We start from the raw sequence: 20,431 nt of genomic DNA on the forward strand, positions 1-20,431 counted from the left end.
GCCGGATCGGCGGCCAGGCGCGCGACGGCGGCAGTCAGCGCCGGCACGTCGCCCGGCGGACACAGGATACCGGTCACTTCGTCCTGCACCGCCTCTGGCAGGCCACCGGCCCGGCTGGTGATGATCGGCACGCCGGCGGCGGACGCCTGCAGCAACGACACACCAAGGCCTTCCATGTCGGCCGGGTGCACCAGCATGTCGAGCCCGCCGATCCAGCGGGCCAGATCATGGCGAAAGCCGGTGAAATGGACCACATCGGCGAGGCCATGCTTCGCCACTTCGGCGCGCAACTCGGCCTCGAGTGGCCCCTGACCGAAGATCAGCACCTGCAGCGCCGGGTAGCGCTGGAGGAGTTCCGGCAGGGCCGCCAGCAGGTAGCGATGGCCCTTGCGCGGAATCAGCTGGGCGACCACACCGGCCACCAGCGCATCGGCGGGCAGGCCGAATTCGGCGCGGAAGGCGGCACCCTCCACCGGCACGAGGTAGGGCGTGGCATCGACCGCGCTGCGCACACAACTCACCTTGCCCGGCGCCAGCCCTTCGCCCAGCAGCACCTGGCGGATGCCTTCGGAAATGGTGATCACGTGGTCGTAGAGCCGGTACTTGATGGCCACGGCGAGGCGCGACTCCGGGTTGTCCACCCGTCGCGACAGCACGCAGGGCACACCGGCCAGCTTCGCCGCGAGGCCGCCCCAGGTATCGGCGCCACGCCGGCTGTGGAGGTGCACCAGGTCGGGCTTTTCGGCGCGGGTCAGGCTGGCCAGACGCAAGGCCAGGCCGATGTCGCCATCGCCGCCCATTTTCATCGGCAGCACGCGCACACCGGCCGGCTGCTGACGGGACATCTCGCTGCCGCTCGGGCAGGCCAGCAGGTTGTCCACGCCCCGGGCGGCGAGGCCTTCGGCGATGTACAGCACCTGGCGGGCACCGCCGTAGAGGTGCTTGCCGGCTTCCACGTGCAGAATCTTCATGTTGTGCCCTGGCCGGCGGCGAGCATGGCTTGCGCGCGCGCCAGCACTATTTCCGGGGTGATGTCGCGCAGGCAGGTGAACTTGCCGCCGCAAGTGGGCCGACGCCGGCACGGAGAGCATTCGAGGCCCAGCCAGATCACGCTGCCGGTGGGCCGGCCGGTGTTCTGGTAGGGGCAGGTGGAACCGAAGATCGCCACCGTCGGCCGCGCCAGCGCGGTGCCCATGTGGGTCAGGCCGGTATCGACGCCAATCAGCAACGCCGAATGGGCGATGGCAGCAACGGCTTCGGGCAGGCGCGTCTGGCCGGCAAGGTTGACGATGCGCGGGTCGGCGGCGGCGATGCGCGCGGCGGCTTCGGTGTCGGCCGGGCCGCCGAGGATCACCGGCGTCAGGCCGGTGGCAGCGATCAGTTGCGGGGCGAGAGCCTGCCAGGCATCCTCGAACCAGTGCTTCTGGGGCCGCGTGGTGAAGGGGGCAAATACGGCGTAGCTGCCGGGGGCAAGGCCGTGTTCGGCGAGCTTGCCGAGCACCGTGGCTGCGGCGGCCGGGGCCACCGTCAGGGTCGGCAGAAAGTCACCTGCCTCAAAGCCCATCTGCTGAGCCAGGTACTGGTATTCGGAGCCGATGCGGGCCGCCTCGCCGCCACGGGGGATGACCTCGGTCATCAGCCACTGGCTGCCTTCCTTCGAACCCAGCCCGACCCGCCGGGGTGCCCCCGACAGCCAGGTGATGAAGCCGCTCTTCATCAGGCCCTGCAGGTCGAGGGCGATGTCGAAACGGCGCGCGTGGAGTTCGCGCCGCAGCTGGCGCACGCGCCGCCACAGTTCGAGCCGCTTGCCGTCCTTCCACAGCCTGACCCACTCGGCCTTCGACCAGGTGATGACTTCGTCGATGTTCGGGTCGGCCAGCAGCAGTTCGTGGATGCCCGGCTCGACCAGCCAGGCGATGTGGGCATCCGGATGCGTGCGACGGATCGCCGCCGGCAGCGCGGAGGCAAACACCACGTCGCCGATGGCCGAGGCACGAACGATGAGGAGGCGCTTCACGGCGTGCTCAAACCCGTCCCGACCGGACAAGGACGGCGTCGACGAATCCGGTGCACGGCATGGAAAAGACAGGCGTAATCAATTGGCGGGATGGAAAACGGAATGTGGACGGGCGGGCGAGGCCGTATTTTGCCGCAATCGCCAGAGAGCGGGTTGAACTTGCAGGGAAGGCACCGGGCGCCTGGTGCTCTAAAATGCCAGCCGTATCCAGATACTTTCAACTCACAGCGGCTACGCTCACCCACAAAATGCTTGACCTCTCCTCGACCAGCCTGCTTTGCCTCGACACCCGCAATCCAGAGTTGGCTGTGACCGTCATGCAGCGCTGCATGGCCGGTACGCGCTTTTGCGAGGCTGTTCTGCTGACCCATGCAGACTTTAAGTGCAGCGACCCACGCATCGCCATTCATCCCGTGGCGCCCCTGCGCAATGTGACCGAGTATTCGAACTTCATGGTCAAGGAGCTGGGCCGGCACTTCCGTGGCAGCCATGTACTGGTGGTGCAGTGGGATGGCTTCATCCTCGATCCGGCAGCCTGGGACCCAGCCTGTCTCGACTACGATTATGTCGGCGCGCCATGGCCGCACACCCGGCATCCCGTGGGCAACGGGGGCTTTTCCCTGCGCAGCCGAAAACTCGTCGACGCCCTGCAGGACCCGGACATCTGCGAACTCCAGCCCGAGGACTATTGCATCTGCGATCTTTATCACGACCTGCTGGTCAACCGTTACGGCATCCGCTTTGCCCCGGTGGAGCTGGCCAGTCGCTTCGCCTTTGAACTGATTCCCCCCACCGGACCGACCTTCGGCTTCCACGGTTTTTTCAATCTGCATCTGGCACTGACGGATACGGAAGGGGTTGATTACCTGGATCAGGTGAAGCCGGACGTGTTTGTCTCGCGCATGGGTCGGCAGACATTGAAGAGCCTTTACCGGAGCGGCCATTACCGGTCTGCCGGACGAATTCTGCGGGTGCGGGCCAGTACTGGCCATATCCGGCAGCGGCTGGATGCGATGAAACTGTATTGCCGACTGGGCGTACACCGTTTTCGGAACCTGCTGCGCCCCAAACGGCGCAATCCCCTATTCCGCCAACACTGACACGAAGGCTAGCGGCCTGTCGGGCCAGCCCCCGTGTCGCGCCGGATCGCCTGGCCCCGCGCCCGGTTTCTGGCGAGCAGCATCCAGAACAGGCGGAACGCGGTAGTGCCCTGGGAGACCGCCTTGCGCGGCAGGGTCAGCAGGTCATCGGCCGGCGTGGCGGGGCCCCACTGGCAGGTCGTGCCGCTCACATAACCGGCCGCGCTGGCGGCTTCGACGGCACGGATGTCATGGCTGCCGTAGGGGTAGCACAGGTGCTCGACGCACCCGCCGAGCACGTCTTCCAGCATCCGCTTGCTGGCACCCAGTTCTTCGACGATGCGCGGGGTCTCCAGCGTGATCAGGCGCGGATGCGTCACGGTATGGGAGCCGATGGAAAAGCCCATGGCGTGCACTTCCCGCAGTTGGGCGACGTTCATCAGGGGCGCCTGCGTCAGCCCCTCCGACGCCACCCATGCATTAGCCTGGCCGAGCAGGCCGGCGACGGCATAGACCGTTGCCGGATAGCCATGCGCCAGCAGCACCGGGGCCGCATGCTCCAGAAAATCCACGTACCCGTCGTCGAAAGTCAGTACCACCGACCGGGACGGCAGGCGCGCCTCCCCGCGCAGGGCGGCGACAGCCGCATCCAGGCTGACCACGTTGTAGCCAAGCTGCCTGAGCATGCTCATCTGCGCCTTGAAACGGGGCAGATCACAGTATTGCGCCCGGTGGCTGGGCATGCGCTGGGGAAAATCCCCCACGCGGTGGTACATCAGGATGTGGATACGGCTCATGGATGGAAAAAATGTAACTGCTGCATCAGAACCAGCCGGATGCAAACCACACGGCGCCTGCCACGACGAGGCCGCCGAGCACCACGTTGCGGACTTTCTTGATCACCCGCTGCAGTTTGACGCGCCCGCGGCTGGCCTGGAAGTGCTCGATCACCGGCGGCTCGGCGCCCCGGTCGAAAATCTTGACGTAGCTCTCCGGCAACGGCTGGATGACCAGCGCCGGATTCTGCTCGATGGCGGCGGTGAAGCTGTCCTGGTCGACGCCGAGCACCATGCCGTTCTGAGCATCGATCCAGTCCTGCACGAAGGCATGCACGGCCGGGGTGTTGCGGAGGTACAGCGTCCCGGTCAGGTAGCGGTGCGACAAGCCGCTGGCCGCCGGCGCGACAAACACCCCGATGTCACCAGGGAAATCGAAGAACAGCATGAGCGGCGCACGCACCACCGAGTCGGCATCCAGGTACACGATGTCGCGGCCGGGGAAGCGCTGCAGACAGTCGCGCAGAAACTCGGGCTTGATGCGGGTGTTGGCTTCCCAGTAACCGCGGCTCGGGCAGCGCTTCAGGAAATACGGGGTACGGGTGTGCTCAAGGGAGGCCTTGAGCTGTTCCGCCTCGGCAGCGTAGCTGTCGGTGAAGAAGCAGCAGGTGAGGAAGGGCGCGCCCGGTACATCGTTCAGCATTTGCCCGTCGGCATCCATTTTCATCGTCGACCTTCGATTACGCGCGCACAGGTGGCAGGACAAACACAGCCGTCATTGTGCCCGATTGCCCCTGTCGCGATGGCGGGCCAGCGCGCACAAGCGGCGCGCCATCAGGAATACCGCGATCTTGCGACACTGCGCCTCGGCCACCCGCTTCAGGTGGCGCACCAGCGTATTGCGCCCGTCGCCCCCCATGCGCCCCCCGCCGATGGTGCTGTTCATCGAACAGTCCTCCTCCACCAGCGTGGGAAACACCACCGGAATGCACAGGCCATGCTTCCAGTACGCATCGAAGGCATCGTCCACGGGCTGCTTCGGCACCGCCAGCCGGGCCAGCAAGCGCCGGGCGCCGGCCTGGCTGACGAGATAGCCCTGTGCGCCACTGGGATTCTTGTTCGGCAGCACCAGCCGCTGACCGCCGGACAGCGTGACCACCGGAATGCCCCGCACCGCCTCCAGCGCGGACAGCCGCACGGCGTCGAAAGGCAGCGCGAGCGCAGCGATTTCCTCGGCGACCCGCAGCAAGTCGGGGCTGATGATCACGTCGTCTTCGAGCAGGATTGCATGATCGAGCTGGCGCTCGACGACCGTTTCCCAAAACCGGCGATGCGACAGGTAGCAACCGATTTCACCGGCCGACAGACCCGGCGCGGTATCCCCCGGCAGACTCTTCCGGTCGACACGGGCACCGTCAATGGCCGGCAGTATCTCGGCCGGCCAGCCCATCGCCTGCAGGCGGCCGAGCATCACGACGCGGCGGTCGGCGGCACGCGCCAGATTCAGCACGAAGATTTTCATCGGGCGCTAGCGCCCCCCGGGAACGGGCTTCGGCTTGCCAAGCAGCACGACGGCAAAGAGCACGAACAACAGGCTGGTGTTCGATCGCCACAGGTAATCCTCGAAGAGACAGCTCACGCCGATGAACACGACCAGGCCGATGCGCAGGTGATCCAGCTTGTCCCCCTGGCGCCGCCACAGGGCGGGCGGGAAGAGCGTCAGCAGCAGGATCGCGCCGCCGAGCAGCCCGGTGGTCGTGAGCACGAACAGATACTGATTGTGCGGGTTCGTCGTCGTCAGCCAGCCGGGCGAGTGCTGTTCATGAACGCGCGCATATTCACGCGTGAAATCCCCGGCACCGACCCCGATCAGCGGATGCTCGGTGAACAGACGCACCGAGTTGGCGTAAAAGGTGAGGCGCAGGCCGGTGGAGGTATTGACGGTGTTGTCGATGCTGGCGATTTCCTCAACGGCCATGTCGAGCCGGCTGCGGAAGTAGTCGTTGCTCACGTAACTGACCGCCAGCAGGGCACTGATCAAAGCAGCCGACAACAAGGTGGCCAACGCCGGCCGTTTGGCGAAACGCTGGAAAACGAGCACGGCCAGCAGCGCCAGGAAGACCATCTGCCCGGCCCGCCCGCCCGAAAACACCAGGTTGCCACAAGTAGCCAGGGCCAGCAGGCCATAGCCACGGCGGTGGCCTGCCTCACCGAACAGGAAGCGGTAGGCCGCCAGATAGCCCGCCCAGGCCAGGATCGGGGCGTACAGGATGTGATCGACAAAGGGCGCGGTGTCTTCCGCTTCCTTTTGCACCCGGATGCCGCGGGGCCATTCCGGAACGACGTGCATCTGCAGCCAGTTGTAGTACGCCAGCACTTCGGCACCGGCGATGCCGGCCAGAAAGACGAGGATGCATTTGCCGGCATGCTCGCGGCGGGCAACCAGCAGGTAGAGCGGCGAAAGGAGGAAGAATCCGTAGCGGCCGAGCATTTTCAGGCCGGCGGCAAGGTCTTCGGTCCATAACAGCGAAAGCGGGATAATCCAGAAAAAAGCCTGGAAAATCCAGAATAGGGAGTCTCCGCGCAGGATCGTCCACTTCTCCCTGAAACGCCCCTCGAACAGCGACAACAAAAGCATCAGCGCGGTCAGGACATAAACCGGGGCGACGTGCGCAGGAATAAAGAAGAACAGGGACACGAACAGGGCCGCCCCCATGCGCGGCGCCAGTTGCCGGAGCGAAGTGATCACGGCAATCGTCACTGCACTTCAACACCGCAGGTGGTAAAGGCCGCCCGCATGTCGCGCCGCTGTGCGTCCGACTTGAAACGAATGCGATCCCAGCCGAAAGCGATCACCCGGGTTTCCGCCGGGCTGCTCTGGCGAGCGAACAGCAGCGCACTGGAACGCACGCCGAGTACCGCGTCGTAGGGCGTGTTGGCGAGGTGTACCTCGAGGGCTTCGTCGAGGTTCACGAGCATGTAGTCGGAAAGCCTCAGCTCCTGCCCCGGGTCTTTCGGATGGGCCTTGTAGAAAATCCGCTCGATACCCTGGGCAGCCAGCCAGGCGCGGATTTCGGCCGCCACCGCGTCCCGGTCTTCGGCCGCCATGAGGCCGGCCCCGACCAGCGGCTGACCAATGACGAGGGCCCGCCGCACGCCCGGCTCGCAGGCGGTACGCGCGGTCGACACGGTCACCAGCGGCGGCAGCACCACGACCTTGTCCGCCGGATAGTTGTGCGGCAAACCGGGGATCACATAGATGCGGTCGCAGAAGGGCGCATCGGAGCCGATCCGGTCGCCGGAGAAGCACCAGTAATCCAGCTCGGGCGCGATCAGCCGACGCAGCTTGCGGGCGTACTGGGCCAGACGCTTGGTGATCGACAGGGGATAGCGGTGGATGCTGATGATCCCGTCGGGCAGGATGCGCGCCTTCATCTGGCGCGCCCCGCAGGCCTTGGGCAGGGCCCGCAGGAAGTAATTGATGGCCTCGGTGTCGAACACCGCGCTGTGGATGTGCAGCGTCTCGCAGCGACCAACCAGCCCGACCACCAGATCGATGTTGTCACGCAGGCGACGATGCCGCCCGCAGATACCGGGCAGCGGCTCCCAGCGGGGCCACGGCATGTAGCGGGCAGCGTCCCAGTCCTCCATCCGGACGATGGGCGTAACGCCGGGCTTGTACCACACCAGCACCTGGCGGGCCCCGGCCTCGAAACGCTCGGCAATGCGCCGGGCTGCCAGATATTGAAGTGGCGAGGCGACAAAGTAGAGGGCGACGCGTTCGCTCACGACGTCAGGCACCCTCGACCTCCTTGACGACCTGCTCGCCGCTGGCGAGAAGGCGGGCATAGGCCTGGCCGCGGGCGAGGAGTTCGTCGTGAGTGCCGGCCTCGACGATGCGACCGTGCTCCATCACCACGATACGGTCAGCGTCGCGAATGGTGGACAGGCGGTGGGCGATGACGATGACGGTGCGGTTCTTGCGCAGTTCGATCAGCGCCTCCTTCACCGCGCGCTCGGATTCGTTGTCGAGGGCCGAGGTGGCTTCGTCGAGGAGCAGGATCGGCGCATCGCGCAGGAAAGCACGGGCGATGGCGATGCGCTGGCGCTGGCCGCCGGAGAGCTGGCTGCCGTTGCTGCCAACGCGGGTGGCGAGGCCATTGGGCAGCTTGTCGATGAACTCCATGGCGTGGGCGGCGCGGGCCGCGGCGACGATGTCGGCCTCGGGCACGTCGGGGCGCCCGTAGGCGATGTTGGCGGCGATGCTGTCGTCAAACAGCACCACCTGCTGGCCAACCCAGCCGAGCTGCTGGCGCAGGTGGGCCAGCGGCAGGCTGTCGAGGCTCGCCCCGTCGAGCAGGATGCGACCCTCGCCCGGCTCGTTGAAGCGGGCGATCAGGTTGATCAGGGTCGTTTTGCCGCTGCCCGAGGCGCCCACCAGGGCCACCGTCTGGCCGGGATGCACGTCCAGACTGAAGTGCTGCAGGGCCATTTCACCCTGGCCGGGGTAACGGAAGCTCAGGTCGTCGAAGCGCAGCTCGCCCTTCGCCCGCGGCAGGCTGCCGGTGGCGCTGTCGACTTCCGGCGGTGTATCGAGCAGTTCGAAGATGCTCTGCGCGCCGGCGAGGCCGCGCTGGATCACCGCGTTGATGTTGGTCAGGCGGCGGATCGGCTCGAAAAGCATCGACATGGCGGTGACGAAGGAGACGAATTCGCCGGGGCTGAGCTTGTCCTGGGCCGACAGCGAAGAAGCCGTCCAGATCACCGTGGCCACCGCGGCCGCCGCCAGCACCTGGACCAGCGGCACGTTGACGGCGGAAACGCGCACAGTGCGCATGGTTTGCTGGCGCAGGCGTTCGGCCACGTCGTGGAAGCGCCGGTCTTCGTGGTCGTGGGTGCCGAACAGCTTGATCTCGCGCACGCCGTTGAGGGTTTCCTCGACCATCCCGGTAAGCTGGCCGGTGGTTTGCTGCATTTCCTGGTTGGAGCCGCGCAGCTTGCGGCTGGCCACGCGAATCAGCCAGGCCACCACCGGAGCGATGGCAACGATGACGAGGGTCAGTTCCCAGGCGGTGTAGATCAGGTAGCCGGTCAGGCCGACGATCACCAGGGTGTCGCGGATGACGATGATCCATGCATTCGACAGGGCCGCCCCCACCTGCGGAATGTCGTAGAGGATGCGCGACAGCATGCGCCCGCCGGTTTCGGCCTGATGCACAGGAATCGGCAAATGCATCTGATGGCGGAACACCTGCTGGCGCAGATCGGTAATGGCCTTGTTGGCGATCCACTGACTCGACACGCTGGCCACGTACTCGGCCACGCCCTTGGCCAGGAAGGCCAGCATCAGGAACAGCGGCACCTGCCACTGGGCCACCTGGTTCTTCTTGATCAGGCTCTCGTCCACCAAGGGCTTGAGAAGCGCCGGCAGCACCGGCTCGAGGGAGGCCGCGGCGATCATCGCCAGCACGGAGATCGCCACCACCTTGTAATAGGGGCGGATCGAGCCGAGCAGGCGGCGGTACAACTGGATGGAGTCTTTCATTCGGCGTTACTGGCCGCAGGACTCGTCTTGCGTACGGCGGCAAAGACCTCATCAACGGTGATGCGGTCCAGGGTGGCATGGTTGAGGCAGTGGATCAGCGGGTCATGCAGCAGCAAGGGGCGCTTGCCCAACAGACAAATCGACGGCTTGTCGGTGGCAGCCGCCATGTTCAGCACCCCGGTGTCGTTGCCGACACAGCAATCCACCGCGCGCAGAACGCCGGCGGTTTGCAGGATGGTGTTTTTTGTCAGACCGCGAATACCGCCGCGCCGCTCGGCCGACACGCAGTCGAGGATCCGCTGGGCGCTCGCCGCCTCGCCGGGGCCACCCAGCAGGACAACTGAGTAGCCTCGTTCGATCAGGGTGTCGGCCAGGGCGCCGTATTTCTCGTCGCCCCAGTGCTTGTGCACTTCCGAAGTGCCAATTGCAAACCCCACCACGGGATGCGGCAAGCCGGCCACCGCCTGCCGACCGAAGGCCAGATCGACCTCGGGCACCTTCATTTTCGGAACGACCCGCTTGTCGACAAAACCATGCGCAACCGCCAGGGACGTAGCGTCCTCGAATACCTCGACACCCACCCCCTTGTATTTGACGATATAGGGCTGCTGGTTCAGGAAAAGGCGCTGGCGGAGATTGGTGCCAAATCCGGCCCGCATCGGAATACCGGCCAGCCAGGCCACCAACGAGTGGTGATAGCGCCGCGAAAAGATATAGATCCGTTCAAAGCGGTATTTCTCGATTTCCCGCGCGAAACGGAACATGCCCCGAATTCCGCCATGCAGGCCCTTGCGCTTTTCACCGCGCCGCGGGTTGCGGTCATAAAGGATGACCTCGTCGATGCAATTTTCGGCAGCCAGGATTTCCGGGGCTCTTGTAGTCGGGGCGGCAATCACCGACACCTTGCCGTCGAGGCTGTCGGCAGCAATGGCACGGATATAGGGCAAATGCCAGATCAGATCGCCTATTCCGATGTGACGAAGTAAAACCACGGTTTTCTTGCGCGCAGCGGTCACTTGCTTGTCCATATCAAAAATAAGCTCCTACCCTTTCCCGACCCCGGGGGTATTCGTGCAACGGGAAATGAAATAACCGCTCGGGATCCGGCAACTATTCGCGATGAAGAACCTTGTCCACGATCAGGCTGGCCCAACCTTCATCGTGGAAACGCGCCTGAAGTGACTCACGATTGTATTCCGTATCCACCCACTCGAGAAAGTCGATGGGCTGGGCTGCATTGCGGACCAGATACGTGGCAAAAAAGAAGTCCAGCACGCCGGTCTTGGCCTGCTTGAAATGACCGTATTTCCAGCTCAGCTCGGCCACCGCGTCCTCCACCCGATGCCCGAGGTGCAGGATGCGGTACAGCGTGGCCCCCAGTCCGGCCCGGTCAGCGCCGGACTTGCAATGCATCAGGGCCGGGCCTTCGAGTGTCCGGAAAAGATCGTCCATGGCGTGCACCTCCTCCACTTCGGGCGGGGTGCGGGAATACAGTTTGACGTCATGGAGGATCAGCCCGAGCTTCTCGCAGGCCTCCTTTTCCAGCGCGTAGGAGCCATAACCGTGGGGCCCGCGCAGGTTGATGACATTGCGGATGCCGTATTTTTTCCGGTACTTGGCGAGCTGTGCCGGGCTGGGCTGGCTGCAGCGGTACATGCCGTCGCCCAGGGGATAGAAGTTGTTGTAGATCGCGCGGATGCAGCCGTGATCGACCAGATGCATGTCGAACCAGGCGCGGACCCGACCATTGGTCGTGGAGATATCCATCGTCATGAACGGGCCTCAGTCGGGCAGCACAACGGAGTGCAAGCCGACGGCAGCAGCACACACCTCGACGGGCAAACGCGCCAGCACTGCCGCGGAACCCAGCAGCATGTCCGGGCGGATCTGCACAAGGATACGGTCGCGCGTGGCGTCATCGGCCAGCACGACCCAATCCACCGGACGCAGGGCGGCCAGGATGGTCGTGGCATCGGGCGGCGTGCCGACGGGCTCGATCACCAGCAGGCGGTCACCCATCTGGCTGGCCTGATCCAGCAAGGCCAGGGAAGCCGCATCGAGGGGCCCCAGCGGGCCCAGCAGCACCGCGATGCGCTCGCCGGCGGCACGCGCGCGCTGACAGGTGCTGGCCGCGGCGTCGGCGTTCAGCAAGCCGCGGGCCAGCGGCGCATGCACGTTCATTGCCTCGCACAACTCGTCGAGGCTGGCCGTGGCCGTTCCCAGCTTGCCGACCACCACGCCGGCCGCCAGATTGGCCAGGGCGGTCGCTTCGCGCAGGCCGAGACCGGCGGCGATACCGCAGCCGAGGGCCGCCGACACCGTGTCGCCGGCGCCAGTCACATCGAAGACGTCCCGGGCGCGCGTCGGCTGGTGATGGGCCGGCTGGCCCTTTTGCAGCAGGGTGACGCCTTGCTCGCCCCGGGTCACCAGCAAGGCTTCGAGGTCCAGCTCGGCGCGCAGCGCCTCGCCACGGGCGATCAGCGTGGCCTCGTCCGGACAGGGGCCGACCACCGCCTCGAACTCGGACAGGTTGGGTTTGACGACGGTGGCGCCGCGATAACGGGAAAAATCCGTGCCCTTCGGATCGACCACCACCGGAATGCCCCGCGCCCGCGCCGCGGCGATCAGGGCCGGCACGTCGGCCAGGGTGCCCTTGGCGTAATCGGACAGCACCAGCACGTCCACGCCGTCGAGATGCGCAGCGAGGGCGGCGCCGATGCGCGCCGCGTGACAGGCATCGAAAGGCTCCTCGAAATCCAGGCGAATCAGTTGCTGGTGGCGGGAGATGATGCGCAGCTTGGTAATCGTTGGCGCGTCGCTCAAACGTTCGAAGGCGCATTCCACGCCCTGGGCAAGCAGGCTTTCTTCCAGCAGGCGACCGGCTTCATCCTCGCCGATCAGACCGATGACCCGCGCCTGCGCGCCGAGGGAGGCGGCGTTGAGGGCCACGTTGCCGGCCCCGCCGGCGCGCACCTCGTCGTTCTTCACCTGCACCACCGGCACCGGCGCCTCGGGCGAGATGCGGGCCGTGGCCCCGTGCCAGTAACGGTCGAGCATCACATCACCGCACACGAGCACGCGGCAGGCGGAAAAGTCCGGCAGGGGAAAATGCATGCGCAGTCGGACGCCCGCACAGCCGGGCGCCAAAGGAAATAAAGCGCAATTATCGCATCAAGTGGCACAGCGGGCGCGCGCCGACTTGCGGCCGCCCCGCCATCACGCCAGCCGGTTGCGCGGCGCCCCGGCGGAAAAGGCCTCGATGTTGTCGATCAGCTGGTCGGCCAGCGCCTGCATGGCCTCGCGGCTCGACCAGGCGACATGGGGCGTGAGGATGAAGTTGCCGGCGGCGAGCAGGTCCGGGGCCAGCAGCGGGTTGTCGGTCGGCGGCTCTTCGGTGAGCACGTCGAAGCCGGCGCCACCGATGTGCCGTTCGCGCAAGGCCGTGGCAAGCGCCTGCTCATCCACCAGACCGCCGCGGGCGGTGTTGATCAGGAGCGCGTGGGGGCGCATGGCAGCCAGTTCGGCAGCGCCGATCAGGTGGCGGGTGGCGTCGTTGAGCGGGCAATGCAGGCTGATCACGTCGGCCTCGCGAATCAGTTGCGCGAAAGGCACGTAGCCGTCACGCACATTCGCCGCGCCCTTGTGTTCGCCGAGCATCACGCGCATGCCGAAGGCCGCCGCCAGCCGGGCGACACCCTGCCCCAGCACGCCACCGCCGAGGAGACCGAGGGTCTGCCCAGCCAGGTCGCGGATCGGGTAGTCGAAATAGCAGAACTGCTCGCTCTTCTGCCAGCGCCCGGCGGCCACCGACTGGTGATAAGGGCCAATCTGCCGGGACAGGGCCAGGAGCAGCGCAAAGACATGCTCCGGCACGGTCTCGCGGGCGTAGCCGCGCACGTTGGACACCACGATGCCGCGGGCCCGGCAGGCGTCGAGATCGACATTGTTGTAGCCGGTGGCGGCAATGGCGACCATCTGCAGCCCGGGCAGGCCGGCGATGATCTCGGCCGTGAGCAGGCGCTTGTTGACGATGGCAATGCTGGCACCGGCCAGACGAGTGGCGATGTCGGCCTGAGTCGTGGCCTCGTACTCCGTCCATTGATGGGCGAAGACAGGGCGGCGGATGTCGGCGATCAGGGCGCCGGATTCGAGGTGAACGATGCGGTGCATGGCAGGGCTTTCAGAACTCGACACCGGCCTGGGCGGCGATGCCGGCCTTGAAGGCGTGCTTGACGACGCCCATGTCGGTCACCGTGTCGGCAGCCTCGATCAGCGCCTCGGGGGCCGCGCGGCCGGTGACGATGACGTGCTGCATCTCGGGCCGGCTTTCGATGTCGGCGATGACCTGGTTCACGTCGAGATAGCCGTACTTGAGGGCGATGTTCAGCTCATCGAGCACCACCAGGCCGATTTCCGGGTCGTCGAGAAAGACCCGGGCCTGGGCCCAGCCGGCCTGGGCGCTGGCGGTGTCGGCGGTGCGGTCCTGGGTATCCCAGGTGAAGCCGTCGCCCATCACGTGCCAGCTGACTTCGGGCTGGCGGCGGAAGAAGGCTTCCTCGCCGGTATCCGAGCGGCCCTTGACGAATTGCACCACGCCGACCTTGAGGCCGTGGCCGATGGCCCGCGCCAGCACGCCAAAAGCCGCGCTGGACTTGCCCTTGCCGTTGCCGGTGTTGATCAGCAAGAGGCCGCGCTTGTCGGTGGCAGCGGCGATGCTGGCGTCCACGACCGCCTTCTTGCGTTCCATGCGGGCCTTGTGGCGGGCGTTGCGTTCGGTCTCGGCGTCAGTGGCGGGCGGGTTCTGGTGTTCGCTCATGGTTTCTCTCGGTTGGATGTTCTGTGGGTACGGTTCAGACCGGCACGAATAAGGTCGAATTGCCATCCACCACCGCCCGCAGCGGGTGGCCGAAAGCAGCGGACAGACGTTCGGCGGTGAGCACCTCGGCCGCCGGACCGATCACGTGACCACCCTCGCCGTCGAGCAGCAACACGTGGCTGGCGTAGCGGGCGGCGAGGTTGATGTCGTGGAGCACCATGACGACCCCGGCGCCGCGGGCGGCCAGGTCGCGGAAGTGGTCGAGGACAGTGATCTCGTGGTGCAGGTCGAGGTGCGCGAGGGGCTCGTCAAGCAGGTACAGGCGCGGCTGCTGGACCAGCAGCGCGGCGATGGCCAGGCGCTGGCGCTCGCCGCCGGAGAGGGTCGGCACCTGGCGTTCGGCAAAGCTTTCGAGGCCCATGGTCGCCAGGGCGGCCAGCGCGATGGCTTCGTCCTCGGGCCCTTCCCAGTCCCAGCGACCCAAGTAGGGATGACGGCCGACGAGGGCGGTTTCGAGCACCGTGGCGCTGAAAAAGTCGGGCTGACTCTGCGCCAGCAGGCCGCGCAGGCAGGCTTCGTGACCGCGCGGCCAGGCAGCGTAGGGCTGGCCCGACAGCAGCACGGCACCCCGGAGCACGTCGCGCAGGCCGGCCAGGGTATGCAGCAGGGTGGTCTTGCCGGCACCGTTGCGGCCGAGAATGACCAGCGTGTCGCCGGGCTGAACGGTGAAGTCCAGCGCGCGGCACACGTCGCGCCGACCCACTTCAACGCTGAGCCGGTCAACGGCGAGGACGGGCGGACGGGCGTCCATCTTCATCGCGGATGCCTCGCCAGCAGAAAGAGGAAAACCGGCACACCGATCAGCGCGGTGAGCACCCCCACCGGCAACTGGATCGGCGCCACGACGGTGCGCGCGGCGGTGTCGGCGGCACACAGCAGCACGCCGCCGGCCAGCGTGGCGGCGGGCAGCAGCAGGCGCTGGTCGTTGCCGATGAGCAGGCGTACCAGGTGCGGCACGATCAGCCCGACAAAACCCACCGAACCCACCGTCGTCACGGCGATGGCGGTGAGCAGCGAGCCCAGCCCATACACCAGCCCGCGCAAGCGCCCGACCCGCACCCCGAGGGAACGGGCAGTGACTTCGCCGCGGGCCAGCAGATTCAGCTCCCGCGCAAAAGGCATCGCCAGCAGCAGGCCAACGACCAGCAGGGCCAGCGCCGGCCACGGCCGGGTAGCGCCGCTGGCATCGCCCATCAGCCAGAACAGCATGCCCTTGACCCGCCCTTCCGGGGCCAGGCTGAGCATCAGGGCGACCGCCGCGCCGCAGCCGGCGGCAACGATGACGCCGGTGAGAAGCAGGCGCGTCTGGGTCCATGAACCGTCGCCGTGGGCGAGGCCGAAAACCAGCAAAGTGGCACCGAGGGCACCGATGAAGGCCCCGGCGTCGATCCAGCCGGAAGCGGCACCGGCCAGGATCGCCCCCAGCGCACCCACCGCCGCCCCGCCCGAAATCCCCAGCACGTAGGGGTCGGCCAGCGGGTTGCGCAACAACACCTGCATCAGCGCACCGGCCAAAGCCAGCAGGCCGCCACAAGCAAAGGCCGCCACGGCGCGGGGCAGACGCAGGCCGCGGATGATGTCCACCTCCATGCCGCCCTCACCACCGCTGAGGGCGGTAATCAGGTCGTCGAAGGAAACCGGCAGGGAACCGGCGGAGAGCGACCAGGCGAAGGCCGCCAGCGTGGCCAGCACAAGGCCGGCCAGCACCAGTCCGGCACGCCGGCGCACCAGTCGAATGCTGCTGGTGGCACCGAGTTTTGCCACGTGCCCGTGGGCCATCGTCCCTCCGCTCATGGGATGTTATTTCGGTGCGTAGCGTACGCCGAAGAACACGTTTGCACCGGCCGTCTCGTAACCCCCGGCGGTGACGTATTCCTTGTCGAGCACGTTGTTGGCACGGGCAAAGACCGACCAGTCACGATCCGGACTGTAGCTGCCGTACAGATTCAGCAGGCTGTAGCCGCCCAACCGAGTGGTGTTGGCGTCGGTGTCGAAACGGCCACCCGAGGCGTACAGCTCGGTTCTCCACTCCCACTTGCCGCGCTTTTGCCCGACGCTCAGCGTGCCGAAGTTGGCCGCCCGGCGAGCCAGGCGGTTGCCGGTGCTGTCGTCCTTCGTGTCCTGGTGGGTAGCGTTGGCGGCCAGCTTGAAACCGGCAACATTGCCCGCGTAGGCCAGGGTTGCGCCACTCAGGCTGGCGCTGCCGATGTTCACCGGCGAGGTGCGGCCGGACCACGAAATCAGGTCGGTGATCTTGTTGGAGAACCACACCAGGCTGGCTTCGTGGCCGCCACTCCCGTAGTAGAGACCGGCTTCCCGGTTCTTCGAGGATTCCGGCTTCAGGTTCGGGTTGCCCTCGTAGCCAAAACCATCCAGGGGGTAGTACAGATCGTTGAAGGACGGGGCCTTGAAGGCCGTGCCGTAGGACGCGCTGGCGCGCCAGGCGCGGCTGATCTGGTAGCCGTAGGCCAGCGAACCGGTATTCCGGTCGCCAAACTGGGAGTTGCTGTCCCGGCGCAGCGTGGTTTGCAGGCGATGGGCTTCGAACGAGGCGTTCCAGCCGACGATGAACGAATCGATGGTCCGGTCGTTCTGGGTGTAGGTGGACGACGCGTCGATCTGCTGCTGGAGGCGTTCGGCGGCCAGCAGGAAGCGACCGACCCGGGTCGTGATGTCGTTCTGCCAGACGTACTGCTCCTGGATCGTGCGGAAGCGGCTGCTCGCGACCGCGTTCTTGATGTCGAAGGACTTGTCAGTGCTCTGACCCGCCCGCAGGGTGCTGGTCCAGCTCTCACTGAAAATGTTCTTCAGGTAGAGGCCGTAGCTGAGCACACTCAGATCGTTGCGATAATCGGTCTTCCGGCCAGTACCGTCGTAGTGGTTGGAGCCTTCGCTCTGAAACAGGTTGAGGCCGATCTCGTGTCCCTTGGCCAGCTGGTAAGCAAAATTGGCGCTGGCGCTGTTGTTCTCGAAGCCGTCCCGGTCCGGGTTGTAGGTAGGGCCGACCCGGCTGGTGAAGCCGTCGGTCTTGTTGTGAGTGGCCTGCAGGCTGTAGTTGAAGACCGCAGTGCCGCCGGCGACACCGGCACTCAGGGAGCGGGTGCCGTAAGTGCCCATGCCGGCTTCCACGTTGGCGCGGGCCGGGCCTTCGCCGCGGCGGGTGAAGATCTGGATCACGCCACCGATGGCATCGCTGCCATACAGCGCAGACGCCGGGCCACGCAGGATTTCGATACGTTCAATCTGGCTGGCGGGCAGGCGCGACCAGGAAAACTGGCCGAGGGAGGCCGAACCGACGCGCATGCCGTCGATCAGCACCACGGTGTGCTTGGCATTGGCGCCGCCGCGCATGTAAACGCTGGAGCTGGCGCCAGGGCCGCCGTTGGAGGCGTATTCCAGGCCGGGCTGACGGGCGAGGATCTCGGCAACGGTGTTCTGGCCGGCGTTTTCCAGATCAGCACGCTCCAGAACCGTGACATCGCTCAGTTGTTCGTTGATGCGGGTCACCTGGCGGGTGGCGGTGACGACCACGATAGGCTGTTCGTTGTCGGCGGCCAACGTGGTGGCAGGGAATGCAGCAGCGACCGCAATAGCGGCGGCAGAAAGGCGGATGATCATCTTGAGGTTTCTCCCGGACCCGGTGGCGTCCCCGCCGACCTGGGTGGATTGCGTCTGGACGTGCCGGGAGGGGGGAGAGAAGGCCAGGAAAATCCATGACCGCGCTCGTCGCCACCACCCCGTGGCACTTCCGCTTTGTGTGATCAAGGCCGGTATCCGGGCTCACAAGCTGTGCCGGGGCGGCATGAATGCCGGACCGGACGCGGTGTATCGCCTTCCCAGACCCAGAGGCCCAGTGGCTGTGTGACACACCTTGCGCTTGCTTACCGTTGCGGGGGCAGCACAGGCATTACGACTTCCGAAAGAAGATCGCGCACCTGTTTCCCGTTTAACCCCTGGGCCGGAAGGCCCGTGGAGCACCTGGAACACGTTTGTCTGCTGCGGATCTATCCGCAGCGCAACAGCCTGCGATAATACCACCAGAATCAGTCACTTCCTGCAACGAGTTGACGTGCACGGAACATCAGCGAAAGTCCCTTATGCCTTCTGAATTGATCCTCGGTGGCGCCCGCTCGGGCAAGAGTCGCCACGCCGAAACATTGGCCGCCGCCAGCGACCTGTCGGTGCACGTCATCGTCACCGCCGAAGCGCTCGACGAGGAGATGGCGGCCCGCATTGCCCGTCACCAGGCCGACCGCCCCGCCGGATGGATGGTGGTCGAAGCACCCACACGCCTCGCCGCCGCCCTCGCCGCCGAAGCCGCCCCCGACCGCTGCGTGGTGGTCGACTGCCTGACCCTGTGGCTGGCCAACCTGCTCGACGGCGCCGAAAACCTGCCCCCCGCAGCCAGCGCCGATCAGCTCCCCGCCTTTGCCCGTGAACGGGCCGCGCTACTGGCGCTGATCCCGACGCTGCCCGGCCGGGTCATCTTCGTCGCCAACGAAGTCGGCCTCGGGCTGGTGCCGGAAACGCCGCTGGGACGCCTCTTTCGCGACGAAGCCGGACGCCTCAACCAGGCTGTCGCCGCACTGTGCGAACAGGTCACCTTCGTGGCCGCCGGATTACCTCTCAGGCTCAAGGGCTGAGCAAAAAAATACCAACAACAACAACAACAACAACCGGACCAGCCCACACCATGCCCCACCAACGACTTGCCAGCGACATCGGACAGACCTGCCGCATCGCCCTTCCGTCCTATCCCGGCAGCGGAGCCACCTGGTACGTGGATTCAGCCCACGCACCAATCCGCATCACCCTCGAAGAGACCCTGCCGGAGGCCGGCCGGCTCCGGGCGGGCAGTCAGGTTTTTGCGCTCATCGGTGACATTGCCGGCGATTACGAACTGCGCTTCGTCCTCAAGCGCGCCTGGCACAAGGAGATCCGCAACAGCCGCCGGATTGTCCTGCAAGTGCGCCAGGCCACCCTTGGCGGCGGCGGTCACTGAAGACAGCGGCGCGGCGGCGCTTGATGTAAACGCCGCCGCGCCCTAGCATCCGCGGCCTCTACCCCGCCCACAGATGCGCGCCATGACCTACGCAATCGTCCGTCCCGACCAGACCCTCGCTGCAGCCCTCCAGCAGCGCATCGACACCAAGACCAAGCCCCTCGGCGCCCTCGGCCGCCTGGAATCGCTGGCCAAACAGATCGGCCTGATCCAGCAAACCGTGGCCCCCGAACTGCGCCGGCCGCACATGCTGGTGTTTGCCGGCGACCACGGCGCAGCCAAGGCCGGCGTGTCCGCCTACCCCCAGGACGTGACCTGGCAGATGGTCGAGAATTTCCTTGCCGGCGGCGCTGCCATCAACGTTTTTGCACGCCAGATGGGCATGGACCTGTCGGTGGTGGATGCCGGCGTCGCCCATGATTTCGGCACCCGACCCGGCCTGATCGACGCCAAGATCGCCCCCGGCACCGCCAACTACCTCGAAACCCCGGCCATGGACGCCGCCCAGCGCGATGCCGCCATCGCCCGTGGCCGTGAACTGGCCCGCACGCTGGCCAGCCAGGGCTGCAACGTGATCGGCTTTGGCGAAATGGGTATCGGCAACACCGCCGCCGCCTCCCTGCTCACCCATTGCCTGACCTGCGCCGAGCTCGACGTCGTGATCGGCCGCGGCACTGGCCTCGACGACGCCGGCCTGGCCCGCAAGCGCGAACTGCTGTCCCGCGCCGTAACCCGCGGCGGGCGCCTGTCCGAGCCCCTCGCCGCCCTTGCCGAATACGGCGGCTTCGAGATCGCCATGATGGCCGGCGCCATGCTCGGCGGCGCAGAAGCCGGCATGCTGCTGCTCATCGACGGCTTCATCGTCACCAGCGCCCTGCTGGTGGCCTACAGCCTCGCCCCCGCCATCCTCGACTACTGCGTCTTCGCCCATCGCTCCGACGAGGCTGGCCACCGGGTTCAGCTCGCCCACCTCAACGTCGAACCGCTGGTCCAGCTCGACCTGCGCCTGGGCGAGGGCACCGGCGCTGCGCTGGTTTACCCGCTGGTGCAGGCAGCGGTCAATTTCCTCAACCAGATGGCCAGCTTCGAGTCGGCCGGCGTGGCTGGCAAGGCGTGAGCAGAACGCCGCTCACCAC

General features: G+C 66.3%; 20 protein-coding genes and 1 riboswitch. Of the genes, 4 read left to right on the plus strand and 16 right to left on the minus strand.

The window, feature by feature from the left end; genetic code table 11:
• Window positions 1-971 (minus strand): glycosyltransferase family 4 protein (locus ETQ85_RS10785; protein WP_148579225.1); only part of this gene is annotated, 971 nt, incomplete at its 3' end.
• On the minus strand, window positions 968-2,017 hold the full coding sequence (locus ETQ85_RS10790; RefSeq protein ID WP_148579065.1) for a glycosyltransferase family 9 protein: 1,050 nt from the start codon (window positions 2,015-2,017) through the stop codon (window positions 968-970). The genes ETQ85_RS10785 and ETQ85_RS10790, both read right to left, overlap by 4 nt.
• Before the next feature lie 59 nt (window positions 2,018-2,076).
• On the opposite strand from ETQ85_RS10790, the gene ETQ85_RS10795 reads away from it, so the two are divergent.
• Entirely contained in the window at window positions 2,077-3,117 is a 1,041-nt protein-coding gene (locus ETQ85_RS10795; RefSeq protein WP_148579066.1) for a DUF5672 family protein, read from the plus strand.
• Window positions 3,118-3,125: 8 nt separating this feature from the next.
• Here the strand turns inward: ETQ85_RS10795 and ETQ85_RS10800 are convergent, their stop codons facing one another.
• The 14 genes from ETQ85_RS10800 to ETQ85_RS10865 all read right to left on the minus strand — a co-directional run bounded on the left by ETQ85_RS10800 (window position 3,126) and on the right by ETQ85_RS10865 (window position 17,911).
• Window positions 3,126-3,893 carry a polysaccharide deacetylase family protein gene (locus ETQ85_RS10800; protein ID WP_148579067.1) on the minus strand — a complete coding sequence of 256 codons (768 nt, stop codon included), beginning with the start codon at window positions 3,891-3,893 and terminating at the stop codon, window positions 3,126-3,128.
• Between the two features lie 25 nt (window positions 3,894-3,918).
• Window positions 3,919-4,599 (minus strand): glycosyltransferase family 77 protein, encoded by a 681-nt coding sequence (locus ETQ85_RS10805; RefSeq protein WP_148579068.1) that lies wholly within the window; start codon window positions 4,597-4,599, stop codon window positions 3,919-3,921.
• A 48-nt stretch (window positions 4,600-4,647) separates the two neighbouring features.
• A complete protein-coding gene (locus ETQ85_RS10810) occupies window positions 4,648-5,394 on the minus strand; it encodes a glycosyltransferase family 25 protein (RefSeq protein WP_148579069.1) in 747 nt (248 codons plus the stop codon).
• Window positions 5,395-5,400: 6 nt separating this feature from the next.
• On the minus strand, window positions 5,401-6,621 hold the full coding sequence (locus ETQ85_RS10815; RefSeq protein ID WP_148579070.1) for an O-antigen ligase family protein: 1,221 nt from the start codon (window positions 6,619-6,621) through the stop codon (window positions 5,401-5,403).
• Window positions 6,622-6,629: 8 nt separating this feature from the next.
• The gene (locus tag ETQ85_RS10820; RefSeq protein ID WP_246128735.1) at window positions 6,630-7,673 is read right to left on the minus strand and encodes an alpha-2,8-polysialyltransferase family protein; all 1,044 of its coding nucleotides are present in this window, start codon (window positions 7,671-7,673) and stop codon (window positions 6,630-6,632) included.
• Window positions 7,666-9,417 (minus strand): lipid A export permease/ATP-binding protein MsbA, encoded by a 1,752-nt coding sequence (msbA, locus tag ETQ85_RS10825; RefSeq protein ID WP_148579071.1) that lies wholly within the window; start codon window positions 9,415-9,417, stop codon window positions 7,666-7,668. The genes ETQ85_RS10820 and msbA overlap by 8 nt, the downstream gene beginning before the upstream one ends.
• Entirely contained in the window at window positions 9,414-10,445 is a 1,032-nt protein-coding gene (locus ETQ85_RS10830) for a glycosyltransferase family 9 protein (protein ID WP_148579072.1), read from the minus strand. The genes msbA and ETQ85_RS10830 overlap by 4 nt, the downstream gene beginning before the upstream one ends.
• Window positions 10,446-10,527: 82 nt before the next feature.
• Complete coding sequence (locus ETQ85_RS10835; protein ID WP_246128736.1) at window positions 10,528-11,190, minus strand: protein-tyrosine phosphatase family protein; 663 nt, start codon at window positions 11,188-11,190, stop codon at window positions 10,528-10,530.
• A 9-nt stretch (window positions 11,191-11,199) separates the two neighbouring features.
• On the minus strand, window positions 11,200-12,531 hold the full coding sequence (gene rfaE1, locus ETQ85_RS10840; protein WP_148579073.1) for a D-glycero-beta-D-manno-heptose-7-phosphate kinase: 1,332 nt from the start codon (window positions 12,529-12,531) through the stop codon (window positions 11,200-11,202).
• A 102-nt stretch (window positions 12,532-12,633) separates the two neighbouring features.
• Window positions 12,634-13,587 carry a D-2-hydroxyacid dehydrogenase gene (locus ETQ85_RS10845; protein WP_148579074.1) on the minus strand — a complete coding sequence of 318 codons (954 nt, stop codon included), beginning with the start codon at window positions 13,585-13,587 and terminating at the stop codon, window positions 12,634-12,636.
• A 10-nt stretch (window positions 13,588-13,597) separates the two neighbouring features.
• On the minus strand, window positions 13,598-14,233 hold the full coding sequence (gene cobO / locus ETQ85_RS10850; RefSeq protein WP_148579075.1) for a cob(I)yrinic acid a,c-diamide adenosyltransferase: 636 nt from the start codon (window positions 14,231-14,233) through the stop codon (window positions 13,598-13,600).
• Between the two features lie 34 nt (window positions 14,234-14,267).
• The gene (locus ETQ85_RS10855) at window positions 14,268-15,050 is read right to left on the minus strand and encodes an ABC transporter ATP-binding protein (RefSeq protein WP_246128737.1); all 783 of its coding nucleotides are present in this window, start codon (window positions 15,048-15,050) and stop codon (window positions 14,268-14,270) included.
• Window positions 15,047-16,072, minus strand: coding sequence for a FecCD family ABC transporter permease (locus tag ETQ85_RS10860; protein WP_148579076.1), 1,026 nt, complete (start codon window positions 16,070-16,072; stop codon window positions 15,047-15,049). Before ETQ85_RS10860 ends, ETQ85_RS10855 begins: the two co-directional genes overlap by 4 nt.
• Before the next feature lie 21 nt (window positions 16,073-16,093).
• Window positions 16,094-17,911, minus strand: a complete 1,818-nt coding sequence (locus ETQ85_RS10865; protein WP_148579077.1) for a TonB-dependent receptor domain-containing protein — start codon at window positions 17,909-17,911, stop codon at window positions 16,094-16,096.
• 130 nt (window positions 17,912-18,041) lie between these two features.
• A riboswitch (cobalamin riboswitch) is annotated at window positions 18,042-18,290 on the minus strand.
• A 100-nt stretch (window positions 18,291-18,390) separates the two neighbouring features.
• Between ETQ85_RS10865 and cobU the strand changes: the two genes are divergently transcribed.
• From cobU to cobT, 3 genes are all read left to right on the plus strand, one after another.
• Entirely contained in the window at window positions 18,391-18,936 is a 546-nt protein-coding gene (gene cobU / locus ETQ85_RS10870) for a bifunctional adenosylcobinamide kinase/adenosylcobinamide-phosphate guanylyltransferase (protein WP_148579078.1), read from the plus strand.
• A 50-nt stretch (window positions 18,937-18,986) separates the two neighbouring features.
• A complete protein-coding gene (locus tag ETQ85_RS10875) occupies window positions 18,987-19,295 on the plus strand; it encodes a protease inhibitor I42 family protein (protein WP_148579079.1) in 309 nt (102 codons plus the stop codon).
• A gap of 82 nt (window positions 19,296-19,377) precedes the next feature.
• Window positions 19,378-20,412: a nicotinate-nucleotide--dimethylbenzimidazole phosphoribosyltransferase gene (gene cobT / locus ETQ85_RS10880; protein ID WP_148579080.1), complete on the plus strand. Its 1,035-nt coding sequence runs from the start codon at window positions 19,378-19,380 to the stop codon at window positions 20,410-20,412.
• Window positions 20,413-20,431 lie beyond the last annotated feature (19 nt).

The organism is Zoogloea oleivorans, assembly GCF_008107625.1.
Lineage (GTDB): Bacteria > Pseudomonadota > Gammaproteobacteria > Burkholderiales > Rhodocyclaceae > Zoogloea > Zoogloea oleivorans.